10 protein-coding genes are annotated in these 12,294 nt (G+C 66.9%); 5 read left to right on the forward strand and 5 right to left on the reverse strand.

The features are described from left to right. Nucleotides 1–121: 121 nt before the first annotated feature. From ACWGKQ_RS33880 to ACWGKQ_RS33900, 5 genes are all read right to left on the reverse strand, one after another. Entirely contained in the window at nt 122–1,165 is a 1,044-nt protein-coding gene (locus tag ACWGKQ_RS33880; RefSeq protein ID WP_453295846.1) for an ABC transporter ATP-binding protein, read from the reverse strand. A gap of 24 nt (nt 1,166–1,189) precedes the next feature. Then, complete coding sequence (locus tag ACWGKQ_RS33885) at nt 1,190–2,227, reverse strand: ABC transporter ATP-binding protein (protein ID WP_453295847.1); 1,038 nt, start codon at nt 2,225–2,227, stop codon at nt 1,190–1,192. Between the two features lie 48 nt (nt 2,228–2,275). Further along, complete coding sequence (locus ACWGKQ_RS33890) at nt 2,276–3,256, reverse strand: ABC transporter permease (RefSeq protein ID WP_453295848.1); 981 nt, start codon at nt 3,254–3,256, stop codon at nt 2,276–2,278. A 102-nt stretch (nt 3,257–3,358) separates the two neighbouring features. Continuing rightward, complete coding sequence (locus tag ACWGKQ_RS33895) at nt 3,359–5,092, reverse strand: ABC transporter substrate-binding protein (RefSeq protein WP_453295849.1); 1,734 nt, start codon at nt 5,090–5,092, stop codon at nt 3,359–3,361. A 95-nt stretch (nt 5,093–5,187) separates the two neighbouring features. After that, the gene (locus ACWGKQ_RS33900) at nt 5,188–6,213 is read right to left on the reverse strand and encodes an ABC transporter permease (protein WP_453295850.1); all 1,026 of its coding nucleotides are present in this window, start codon (nt 6,211–6,213) and stop codon (nt 5,188–5,190) included. Between the two features lie 505 nt (nt 6,214–6,718). On the opposite strand from ACWGKQ_RS33900, the gene ACWGKQ_RS33905 reads away from it, so the two are divergent. Genes ACWGKQ_RS33905 through ACWGKQ_RS33925 form a run of 5 tightly spaced genes read left to right on the forward strand, consistent with a single transcriptional unit; the run spans nt 6,719 to nt 12,290 of the window. Then, the gene (locus ACWGKQ_RS33905; RefSeq protein ID WP_453295851.1) at nt 6,719–8,350 is read left to right on the forward strand and encodes a peptide ABC transporter substrate-binding protein; all 1,632 of its coding nucleotides are present in this window, start codon (nt 6,719–6,721) and stop codon (nt 8,348–8,350) included. 6 nt (nt 8,351–8,356) lie between these two features. Further along, nucleotides 8,357–9,280 (forward strand): ABC transporter permease, encoded by a 924-nt coding sequence (locus ACWGKQ_RS33910; protein WP_453295852.1) that lies wholly within the window; start codon nt 8,357–8,359, stop codon nt 9,278–9,280. Then, nucleotides 9,273–10,253: an ABC transporter permease gene (locus ACWGKQ_RS33915; protein WP_453295853.1), complete on the forward strand. Its 981-nt coding sequence runs from the start codon at nt 9,273–9,275 to the stop codon at nt 10,251–10,253. The genes ACWGKQ_RS33910 and ACWGKQ_RS33915 overlap by 8 nt, the downstream gene beginning before the upstream one ends. Before the next feature lie 8 nt (nt 10,254–10,261). After that, complete coding sequence (locus tag ACWGKQ_RS33920) at nt 10,262–11,236, forward strand: ABC transporter ATP-binding protein (protein ID WP_453295893.1); 975 nt, start codon at nt 10,262–10,264, stop codon at nt 11,234–11,236. After that, the gene (locus tag ACWGKQ_RS33925; RefSeq protein ID WP_453295854.1) at nt 11,229–12,290 is read left to right on the forward strand and encodes an ABC transporter ATP-binding protein; all 1,062 of its coding nucleotides are present in this window, start codon (nt 11,229–11,231) and stop codon (nt 12,288–12,290) included. The genes ACWGKQ_RS33920 and ACWGKQ_RS33925 overlap by 8 nt, the downstream gene beginning before the upstream one ends. Nucleotides 12,291–12,294: the final 4 nt, after the last annotated feature.

The following is a 12,294-nucleotide window of genomic DNA, read 5'->3' on the forward strand; positions in this document are numbered from 1 at the left end:
TGAGAAGGGCCCGCACCCGGGAAGGTGCGGGCCCTTGCTCCCCTGGAGCGGACGTTCGGGGCTCGGGTCAATGGGCCGGTGAAAGTCCGTCCGCGGGCGGCGGCTGACGGAAAGGGGTGTGTCAGGCCGCTGCCTCGGGGTCCTTGGCGAGACGCGGGGCGGGAACCATGTCCCGCACCTCAGGGTAGTGGCACGCGGTGAGGTGGCCGGGCTTGTTGCCGTCGACCTGGACCAGCGGCGGGGCCTCCGTCGCGCATTTCTCCGTCGCCTTCCAGCAGCGGGTGCGGAAGCGGCAGCCGGACGGCGGGTTGATCGGCGACGGGACGTCTCCGACCAGCCGGATCCGCTCGCGCGGCTCCGCCTCCACCGTCGCCTCGGGTACCGCGGACAGCAGGGCCCGCGTGTAGGGGTGGCGCGGGTTGTCGTACAGGTCCTCGCGGTCGGCGATCTCCACGATCTTGCCGAGGTACATGACCGCGACGCGCTGCGAGAAGTGCCGCACGATCGCCAGGTCGTGGGCGATGAAGACGAACGCGATCCCCAGCTCCTGCTGGACCTTCTGGAGGAGGTTGACCACCTGGGCCTGGATGGAGACGTCCAGGGCGGAGACCGGCTCGTCGGCGACGATCAGCTTCGGCTGCAGGGCCAGGGCGCGGGCCACGCCGATGCGCTGGCGCTGGCCGCCGGAGAACTCGTGCGGGAAGCGGTTGTAGTGCTCGGGGTTGAGGCCGACGATCTCCAGCAGCTCCCGGACGCGCTTCTCGCGGCCGCCCGCCGGGTTGATGTCGTTGATCTCCATCGGACCCGCGATGATCTTGCCGACCGTCTGCCGCGGGTTCAGCGAGGCGTACGGGTCCTGGAAGATCATCTGGATCTCGGAGCGGATCGGCGCCAGCTGCCTGCGGTTGGCGTGCGTGATGTCCTGGCCGCGGTAGGTGATCTTGCCGCCCGTCGGTTCCAGCAGGCGGGTGATCAGCCGGCCGGTCGTGGACTTGCCGCAGCCGGACTCGCCGACCAGGCCCAGGCTCTCGCCCTCGGCGACCTGGAAGTCCAGGCCGTCCACCGCCTGCACCGCGCCGACGGTCCGCCGGATCGGGAAACCGCCCTTGATCGGGAAGTGCTTGCTCAGCCCGGAGACGTCCAGGAGGGGGTTCGTGTTGCTCATGATCGTGAAGTCCCGTCTTGTCCGTCAGTTGTGGCTGGTCGCGGCGTAGTCGGCGAAGAGTTCCTCGCGCTGGCTCAGTTCCAGGTGGCAGGCGGAGCCGCGTCCCTCGACCAGTTCGAGGACCGGACTCTCGCTGGAGCACCTTCCGCCCGGGACCTTGTCCGCGAACGCGCAGCGCGGGTGGAACCGGCAGCCGGTGGGCGGGTTGAGCAGCGACGGCGGCGAGCCGGGGATCGGGGACAGCGGGACGTCGACCGGCCCGTCCAGGCTCGGCATGGAGTTGAGCAGGCCGAGGGTGTACGGGTGCTGCGGAGAGCCCAGGACCTCCTTCTTGGTGCCCCGCTCCACACACCGGCCGCCGTACATCACCAGCACGTCGTCCGCGATGTCGGCGATGACACCGAGGTCGTGGGTGATGAAGATGATCGCGGTGCCGAACTCCTGCTGGAGGTCCTTGAGGAGGTCCATGATCTGGGCCTGGACCGTCACGTCGAGCGCGGTGGTCGGCTCGTCGGCGATCAGGAGTTCGGGGTCGCAGACCAGGGCCATGGCGATCATGGCGCGCTGGCGCATACCGCCGGAGAACTGGTGCGGGTAGTCGTCCACCCGGACGTCCGGCTGCGGGATGCCGACGCGCTTCAGCATCTCGATCGCCCGCTCCCGCGACTCCTTCTTGGAGGCGCCGGTGTGCTTGCGGTACACCTCGGAGATCTGCGTGCCGATGGTGTGGTACGGCGACAGCGAGGCCAGCGCGTCCTGGAAGATCATCGACATCTTGTTGCCGCGCAGCTTCTCCAGCTCCCGCTCGGAGGCCGTGAGCAGCTCCTTGCCGTCGAGCAGGATCTCGCCGTCGATCGCCGTACGGTCGCGGTCGTGGAGACCCAGGATCGTCAGGTTGGTGACGGACTTGCCGGAGCCCGACTCACCCACGATGCCGAGCGTCTTGCCCTTGGCGAGGTCGAAGGAGAGCCCGTCGACGGCCTTGACGATGCCGTCCTCGGTGGAGAAGTGGACCTTGAGGTCCTTGACAGAGAGGAACGGCTGCTGATCGGTGCTCGTCACGGGGACGCTCCTGGGGGTGATGCGGGGGGTAGGGGGTGGGGGCGGAGGTCAGGCGAGCCGGATCCGCGGGTCGATGAAGGCGTAGGCGGCGTCGACGATGATGTTGAAGAACACGATCGCGGCCGCGGACAGCACCGTGACGCCGAGCAGCATCGGCAGGTCGCTCTGGTTGACGGAGGTCACCGCGAGGCGGCCGATGCCCTGGAGGCTGAAGACCTGCTCGGTGATGATCGCGCCGCCGATCAGCGTGCCCAGGTCGATGCCGAACACGGTGACGATCGGGCCCATCGCGCCGCGCCAGGCGAAGCGCAGGAAGACGTTCGCGCGTGAGAGGCCCTTGGCGCGGGCGGTGCGGACGTAGTCCTCGCTGAGCTGCTCGACCAGCTGGGAGCGGGCCATACGGGTGTAGTTGGCGGTGAAGATGATCGACAGCACGATCCACGGCAGCAGCAGGCCCGAGAACCACGAGACGGGGTTGTCGGTCAGCGGCGTGTACGCGGGCTGGTCGAGGATGCCCGTCTTGAAGGTCAGGAAGTACAGCGCGATGTAGCCGACGAAGTAGATCTGCAGCGAGGAGCCGAGCAGCGAGGTCGAGGTCGCGAGCTTGTCCAGGAACTTGCCCTGCTTGAGCGCCGCGATCATGCCGGTGCCGACACCGAAGGTCAGGAAGATGACGGCCGACCCGAAGGCGAGCGAGAGGGTCAGCGGCAGCCGGTCCATGATCGTGCCGAAGACGGGCTCGTTGTTGGCGAAGGAGTAGCCGAGGCACGGCGCGTTGCAGTGCCCGAAGCCGCTGTAGTCACGCCCGACGAAGATGCCCTTGAGCCAGTACCAGTACTGGACCGGTATCGGATGGTCGATGCCCAGGTTGTGCCGGATCTGCGCCAGCGAGGCCGGCGTGCAGTTCTTGCCGCAGGACATCATGGCCGGGTCACGCGGGACGGCGTAGAAGAGCCAGAACGTGATGGCGGTGATGATCAGCAGAATGACCAGCGCGCCGATCGTACGGCGGACAAGGAAGCGGAACATGGGGTCAGGACTTTCCGGACGGGGCGCCGTTGCCGGGGCGTGAGGGGTGTGGAGCCGGTGGGGGGCGGCCCGGGTGGGGCCGCCCCTGATGCCGTGTGGCGCCTACGCCTTGGCGTAGAGCCTCGTGAGCGCGATGCCGGTGTTTCCGGCGTCGTAGACGAAGCCGCCGACCTTCGTACCGTGCATCCAGTTGCGGATGGCGTGGTAGTCCGGGACACAGGCCGCGAGCTCCATGACCTGCTTGTCGATCGCGCCCCAGGCCTTGTTGGCCTCGTCCGCGTCGGTGATCAGGGAGGCCGCCGCGATGGCCTTGTCGACGCTGGCGTTCTTCAGCTGGGCGTAGTTGCTGCGGCCGTCGCCGATGTTGTCGCCGTCCCAGCAGGGGTAGAAGACCGAGTAGCCGCCCGGCCAGTCGGGGCTCCAGCCGGCCGCGAACAGGTCGTACTGGTTGTCGATCTTGCCGATCTGGGTGTAGAAGGTCGACTTGTCGATCTGCTTGTTGACGACCGTGAAGCCGGCGGCCTCCAGCGCGTTCTTGATCGCGACGGCCTGCTTCACCGCGTTGTCCGACGTCTGGTAGGCGATGACCAGCTTCTGGCCGAGCTTGCCGGCCTCCTTGAGGAGGGCCTTGGCCTTGACCGGGTCGCCGCCGGGCTTCTTGGTCTTGCCGTAGAGGTCGAAGTCCGTGTAACCGGGCGTCACCGGGGAGAAGATCGTGGTGGCGATCTCGCTGGTGGACGCGCCGCCGCGGATGGTCTGCAGCTGCTGGTTCGGCCAGGCGTAGTTGATGGCCTGGCGGACCTTGACGTCCGTGATCCGGGTGGTGTTGATCGGCCAGTAGTAGGTGACCGTGTCGACCGCGGTGAGCACCTGCTGCTTGAGCTTCGCGTTGGTGAGGACCGTGGCGATGCGCTCGGGAGCGACCTCGTTGAAGATCGACATCGTGTACTGGTCGTTGCCCTTGTCCGCGATGTAGCGGTCGGTCGAGGCCAGCAGTTCGAAGCCGAACTGGAAGAGGTACTTGTCCGGGTAGGCGTTGCGGATCGGGTCCGTCGCCGCGTCCCAGTGCTCGTTGCGGGTGTACGTCAGGGACTTGCCGATGTCGCGGGCGGAGATCTTGTACGGGCCGCAGGAGAACGGCTGCTTGTCGTACTTCTCCTTGGTGTCCTTCGACTTCTTCACGAAGGAGTACGCGCGCTCGGCGAGCGTGAAGTTGAAGTCACCGCGGGCCTGGTTGAGGCGGAAGGTGATGGTCCTGCCGTCGATCTCGATGGAGTCGAGGCTCTTGCCGTCGTAGGGGCCCTTGTACTTGTCACCGCCCACCAGGAACTGCTGGACGTAGCGCGGGCCCTCGGTGACGAAGGAGGCGAAGAGGCGCTCGAAGGTGTGACGGACGTCGTCCATGGAGAGGTCGGAGCCGTCCTCCCACTTGATGCCGTCCTTGATGGTGAACGACCAGGTCTTGCCGCCGTCCTTGGCCGTGCCTGCGTCCGTGGCCGCGTCGCCGACCAGGGTGGCGCCGCCCTTGGAGTCGAGCTTGTAGCCGGTCAGGCCGCGCATGATCGGCGTGGTGATGAGGATCTCGGTGGAGACGTAGATCTGCGCCGGGTCCAGGTGGTCCATGTCGAACTGGTCGAGCCCGTAGATCGTCCCGCCCTTGACCGCGCCGGCCACCTCGGGGGCGGGGCCCGTCGAGTCGGCCTTCGTGCCGACCGCGATCTTGCTCTGCTTGGCCTTGCTGACCGAGGGGATCTTGTTGTCCGCCGTCTTGTTGCCGCCGCCGCCACATGCGGTCAGCACCGTGCTCGATGCGGCCGCCACGCCAGTGGCGATCATGAAGTTTCTACGGGAAAAAGACACAGTAACCCTGCCTTATGGGTGGGACGGGACCAGCCGGACTACTTTGACCGGACCGGCAGATGAGAGATGGGTCAGCGCTTGGACTTCGGGTCGAGCGCGTCGCGCGCCGAGTCGCCGAGCAGGTTGAACGCCAGGACGAAGATCACCATGGACAGGCCCGGGAAGAGCATGAAGGTGAAGTCCTGGGTGTAGAACTGGGCGCCCCGCTGGATCATGACGCCCCAGTCGGGGGTCGGGTCGATCATGCCGACACCGAGGAAGGCGAAGCCCGCCTCCGCGGTCACGTAAGCCGGGAGCATGAGTGTGGACTGGATCAGGATCGGGGTCCACAGGTTGGGAAGGAGTTCCTTGAACACGATGCGCATCGGTGACGCCCCGGTCACCTTGGCGGACTCGACGAACTCCCGCTCGCGCAGGCCGAGTACCTGGCCGCGCAGCAGACGGGCGATCGACGCCCAGCCGAAGAAGGACATCATGAAGATGAGCGCGACGGCCCGCAGCCAGGTCGGGATGTTGTCGTCGGCGGCCACGAACAGCCCGAACACCACCGGCATGAAGGCGATGATGAACAGCGTCGAGGGGATCGACAGCACGATGTCGATGATCCGGCCGACGAGGTAGTCCGTCTTGCCGCCCACGTAGCCCGCGGTCACGCCGACCACGACGCCGACGGCGGTGGTGATCAGGGTGGCGGCCAGGGCGATGCCCAACGAGGTCCGGATGCCGTAGATCAGGAAGGTGAAGACGTCACGGCCCAGCTGCGGCTCGATCCCGAACCAGAACTGCGAGCTCATGCCGCCGTTCGCGCCCGCCGGGTACGAGAAGGGGTCCAGCAGGCTCGGGTCCTGGCTCGCGTACGTCGTGTACGGATCCTTCCCGTACAGCTTGGAGATCAACGGCGCGGCCAGCGCGATCACGAAGAAGAAGATCACGATGATCGCCGATATGACGCCCGTACGGTCGCGTTTGAAGCGGCGCCACGCGAGCTGTCCCGGGGACCTGCTCTCGCCGGCCTTCGAGTCGGGAGAAGTGATCGACTTCTCGGCGCTCTCGTCGGTCACCTCGAGCGGGGCCGCGGATGGAGTTGGGGGGGTCATGGTGCTCCTGGCCCAAGGGAGGGTCTGATGACTCCGCAGGGCACTCCCCTACGGGCTACGCCGGACTTTTTCAACGCAATTCATTCAAGGTCAATAAATTCTCGGCCGACTTGGGCTTGTCTTTACTTTCTTTGCCTGGGGTTGACCGTTCCGTAGCTACGCGGGTAGCGCCTCGTAATCGCACCGTGCTTTAGTTCGGGCGAATCGGGCGAAACGGGCAAGGAGTTCGTTATGCGGACGCGTGGGTGCCGAAATGCGTACATCGACAGGTCACAATCCAACGTTTCGGCATCGTTACGCGGAGATCCATTGCATAGCCGACACAAGATCCGCAAGACCCTTTCCGGGGGTCGCCTGCAATCGGGTGACGTGTCCCCCTAAAGGTCGTCATGGGCTCCTCGGGGCGCCGCCGTTCGGGGCAGTGGGTGAGCGATATCGACCTGTTTGGTCGATATTGACCGATAGGGGACTGTTCACGGATCACCCTTCACGGAGGAGGCACGCCATGCGTTCAGCCACGCACGCCCGAGGGGCGGTCTGCGCGGTGGTGGTGGCGCTCGCGGCCACGGCCTGCGGGGGCGGAGGCGGCAGCGGTGGCGGCGGAGGCGAGAGCGGCGTGCTCAGCTCCTCCTGGGGCGACCCGCAGAACCCCCTGGAGCCGTCCAACACCAACGAGGTCCAGGGCGGCAAGGTCCTCGACATGATCTTCCGGGGGCTGAAGAAGTACGACCCGAAGACCGGCAAGGCCGGGAACATGCTCGCCGACAAGATCGACACGAGCGACTCGCAGAACTTCACGATCACGCTCAAGGACGGCTGGACCTTCTCCAACGGCGAGAAGGTGACCGCCAAGTCGTTCGTCGACGCCTGGAACTACGGAGCGAGTCTCAGGAACAACCAGAAGAACGCCTACTTCTTCGGCTACATCCAGGGCTACGACAAGGTCCACCCGGACACCGGCTCACAGAGCGCCGACACGCTCTCCGGTCTGAAGGCCGTCGACGACAGGACCTTCACCGTCGCGCTCAACCAGAAGTTCTCCAGCTTCCCCGACACCCTCGGCTACGCGGCCTTCGCCCCGCTGCCGCAGTCCTTCTTCACCGACCACGCCGGCTGGCTGAAGCAACCGGTCGGCGACGGGCCGTACCGCATCGAGTCCTACACCAAGGGCTCGCAGATGGCCCTGAAGAAGTGGGACGGCTATCCCGGAGCCGACAAGGCACAGAACGACGGCGTGACCCTCAAGGTCTACACCGACAACGACACCGCCTACACCGACCTCATCGCCGGCAACCTCGACCTCGTCGACGACGTTCCCGCCTCGCAGCTCAAGAACGTCAAGAACGACCTCGGTGACCGTTACATCAACACCCCGGCCGGCATCATCCAGACGCTCGCCTTCCCCTACTACGACAGCGCCTGGAACAAGAGCGGATCGGAGAAGGTCCGCACCGGCCTGTCCATGGCCATCAACCGGAAGCAGATCACCGACACCATCTTCCAGAACACCCGCACCCCGGCCACCGACTGGACCTCGCCGGTGCTCGGCGCGGCCGGCGGCTTCAAGGAAGGGCTGTGCGGGAGCGCCTGCGACTACGACCCGGCCCAGGCCAAGAAGCTCGTCCAGGAGGGCGGGGGACTGCCCGGCGGACAGCTCAAGATCACGTACAACGCCGACACCGGCTCGCACAGGATGTGGGTGGACGCCGTGTGCAACTCCATCAACAACGCGCTGGGCAACGACAAGGCGTGTGTGGGGAACCCGGTCGGCACCTTCGCCGACTTCCGCAACCAGATCGGGCAGCACAAGATGACCGGACCGTTCCGCGCGGGCTGGCAGATGGACTACCCGCTCATCCAGAACTTCCTCCAGCCCCTCTACTACACGAACGCCTCCTCCAACGACGGCAAGTGGTCCAACAAGGACTTCGACAAGCTCGTCGACCAGGCGAACGCCCAGACCGACACCCCCAAGGCCGTGTCCACCTTCCAGCAGGCCGAAGGCGTCGTCCGCGACAACATGGCCGCCATTCCGCTCTGGTACCAGAACGGCAGCGCCGGCTACTCCGAGCGGCTGTCGAACGTGGCCCTCAATCCGTTCAGCGTCCCCGTCTACAACGAGATCAAGGTCAGCTGAACCGCCATGGGACGCTATGTCGTCCGGCGGCTGCTCCAGATGATCCCGGTGTTCGTCGGAGCCACGCTGCTGATCTTCCTCATGGTCAATGTGATGGGCGACCCGATCGCCGGGCTGTGCGGGGAGCGCGCCTGCGACCCGGCGACCGCCGCCCAGCTGAAGAAGGAGTTCGGCCTCGACCAGCCGGTGTGGCAGCAATACCTCACCTATATGCGGAAGGTCTTCACCGGGGACTTCGGTACGGCCTTCAACGGACAGCCGGTCACCGAGCTGATGTCCACCGCGTTCCCCGTCACCATCCGGCTGACCATCGTGGCCATCCTCTTCGAGATCGTCATCGGCATCACGCTGGGTGTGGTGACCGGACTGCGGCGCGGCCGGCCCGTCGACACGGGCGTGCTGCTCGCCACCCTGGTCGTCATCTCCGTACCGACCTTCGTGACCGGTCTGCTGCTCCAGCTGCTCCTGGGCGTGGAATGGGGCTGGATCAAACCCTCCGTCTCCCCGGACGCGGCCTTCGGCGAGCTGATCGTGCCGGGGCTGGTGCTCGCCTCCGTGTCGCTCGCCTATGTCACCCGGCTGACCCGCACCTCCATCGCCGAGAACAAACGGAGCGACTACGTCCGTACGGCCGTCGCCAAAGGGCTGCCCAGGCGCCGGGTCATCACACGGCACCTGCTGCGCAACTCCCTCATCCCCGTCGTCACCTTCATCGGCACCGACATCGGCGCGCTCATGGGCGGCGCGATCGTCACCGAGCGGATCTTCAACATCCACGGCGTCGGCTACCAGCTCTACCAGGGGATCCTGCGGCAGAACACCCAGACGGTGGTGGGCTTCGTGACCGTGCTGGTCCTGGTGTTCCTGGTGGCCAACCTCCTGGTGGACCTGCTCTACGCCGTACTCGACCCGAGGATCCGCTATGCCTGAGCAGCCGTTCGAGCCCGGCCGGGCGATCGCGGGGACCGGGGCGGGCGGGGCGATGGACCTCGCGACGAGCGAGGCGCGGACGCTGGAGACGACCCCGGGCGGACCGCTGGGCACGGGGCCGGCGGCCAAGCCCCGCTCCCTCTGGTCCGACGCCTGGCGGGACCTGCGCCGCAATCCCGTCTTCCTCGTCTCCGCCCTCGTCATCCTCTTCCTCGTCGTCATCTCCCTGTGGCCGTCCCTGATCGCCTCCGGCAGTCCCCTCAAGTGCGACCTGTCCAAGGCCCAGGAGGGCTCCCAGCCGGGCGCTCCGTTCGGCTACGACGGCCAGGGCTGCAACGTCTACACGCGGACCGTCTACGGGGCCCGTACGTCCGTCACGGTGGGCGTCTGCGCCACGCTCGGGGTCGCGCTGCTCGGGTCGGTGCTCGGCGGGCTCGCCGGGTTCTTCGGCGGGTTCTGGGACTCGTTGCTCTCCCGGCTCACCGACGTCTTCTTCGCGATCCCGGTCGTCCTCGGCGGTCTCGTCCTCCTCTCGGTGGTGACGAGTAATACGGTCTGGCCGGTCATCGGGTTCATGGTGCTGCTCGGCTGGCCCCAGATCTGCCGGATCGCCCGCGGTTCGGTGATCACCGCCAAGCAGAACGACTACGTCCAGGCCGCCCGCGCCCTCGGCGCCTCCAACTCCCGGATCCTGCTGCGGCACATCGCGCCCAACGCGGTGGCGCCCGTGATCGTCGTCGCGACCATCGCGCTCGGTACGTACATCGCCCTGGAGGCGACCCTGTCGTACCTCGGCGTCGGTCTGAAGCCGCCCAGCGTCTCCTGGGGCATCGACATCTCGGCCGCCTCGCCCTACATCCGCAACGCCCCGCACGCGCTGCTGTGGCCCTCCGGGGCGCTCGCGCTCACCGTCCTGGCCTTCATCATGCTCGGCGACGCGGTGCGCGACGCCCTCGACCCGAAGCTGAGGTGAGCGCCGCCGTGCTGCTCGAAGTGCGCGATCTGCACGTGGAGTTCCGGACGAGGGACGGGGTCGCTCACGCCGTCAACGGGGTTTCCTACGCCGTCGACGCGGGGGAGACGCTGGCCGTGCTGGGCGAGTCGGGGTCCGGCAAGTCGGTGACCGCCCAGGCCGTGATGGGGATCCTCGACATGCCGCCCGGGCGGATCGGCGGGGGCGAGATCCTCTTCCGGGGCCGCGATCTGCTGAAGCTGAAGGAAGACGAGAGACGGAAGATCCGGGGCGCCGAGATGGCGATGATCTTCCAGGACGCCCTGTCGGCGCTGAACCCGGTGCTGAGCGTGGGCGACCAGCTCGCCGAGATGTTCGTCGTGCACCGGGGGATGTCCAAGAAGGACGCGCGGACCAAGGCCGTCGAGCTGATGGACCGGGTGCGGATCCCGGGCGCCGCCCAGCGGGTGCGGGACTATCCGCACCAGTTCTCCGGCGGCATGCGCCAGCGCATCATGATCGCCATGGCGCTGGCCCTGGAACCGGCGCTGATCATCGCCGACGAGCCGACCACGGCGCTGGACGTGACGGTCCAGGCCCAGGTCATGGACCTGCTCGCGGAGTTGCAGCGAGAGTACCGCATGGGGCTGATCCTGATCACCCACGACCTGGGCGTGGTCGCGGACGTCGCCGACCGGATCGCCGTCATGTACGCGGGGCGGATCGTCGAGTCCGCGCCCGTGCACGACATCTACAAGGCGCCCGCCCACCCCTACACACGCGGGCTCCTCGACTCCATCCCGCGCCTCGACCAGAAGGGCCAGGAGCTCTACGCCATCAAGGGCCTGCCGCCCAACCTCATGAACATCCCTCCGGGGTGCGCCTTCAACCCGCGCTGCCCGATGGCCCAGGACGTGTGCCGCACCGACGAACCACCGCTGTACGAGGTGGATCAACACCGGGGCAGTGCCTGTCACTTCTGGAGGGAGTGCCTCAATGGTTGACGCGGTGGTTGATCCGATCCTTGAAGTGAGTGGACTGGTCAAGCACTACCCCTTGACCCGGGGCATCTTGATCAAGAAACAGATCGGTGCCGTCAAGGCCGTTGACGGTGTTGACTTCACGCTCGACAAGGGAGAGACCCTCGGCATCGTCGGGGAGTCCGGCTGCGGCAAGTCGACAGTCGCCAAGATGCTCGTGAATCTCGAGCGGCCCACGGCCGGGTCGATCAAGTACAAGGGCGACGACATCACCAGGCTGAGCGGCCGTGCGCTCAAAACGGTCCGCCGCAACATCCAGATGGTCTTCCAGGACCCGTACACCTCCCTCAACCCCCGGATGACCGTGGGCGACATCATCGGGGAGCCGTACGAGATCCACCCCGAGGCGGCGCCCAAGGGCGACCGGCGCAAGCGGGTCCAGGAACTGCTGGACGTCGTCGGGCTCAACCCCGAGTACATCAACCGCTATCCGCACCAGTTCTCCGGCGGCCAGCGGCAACGCATCGGCATCGCGCGGGGGCTGGCGCTGCGCCCCGAGGTGATCGTCGCCGACGAACCGGTGTCCGCGCTCGACGTCTCCGTGCAGGCCCAGGTGATCAACCTGCTCGACCGGCTCCAGAGCGAATTCGACCTGTCGTACGTCTTCATCGCCCACGACCTGTCGATCGTGCGGCACATCTCGGACCGGGTCGGGGTGATGTACCTCGGGCGGATCGTGGAGATCGGCAAGGACGAGGAGATCTACGACCATCCGACCCACCCCTACACCCAGGCGCTGCTCTCCGCGGTGCCGGTACCGGACCCGGAGGCGCGGGAGCACCGGGAGCGGATCATCCTGAGCGGGGACGTGCCGTCGCCGACGAACATTCCGTCGGGGTGCCGGTTCCGTACGCGGTGCTGGAAGGCGCAGGAGCGCTGCGCGCTGGAGGTGCCGATGCTCGCGGTACCCGCGGTGTTCCGCCTCGCACCGGGGCCGGCGGCGCATGACTCGGCTTGCCACTTCGCGGAGGAGAAGCGGGTGGTGCCGCCGGACGATCTTGGCGACCCGGGTGCATAACGGG

It is taken from the genome of Streptomyces sp. NPDC054770, from assembly GCF_053611985.1.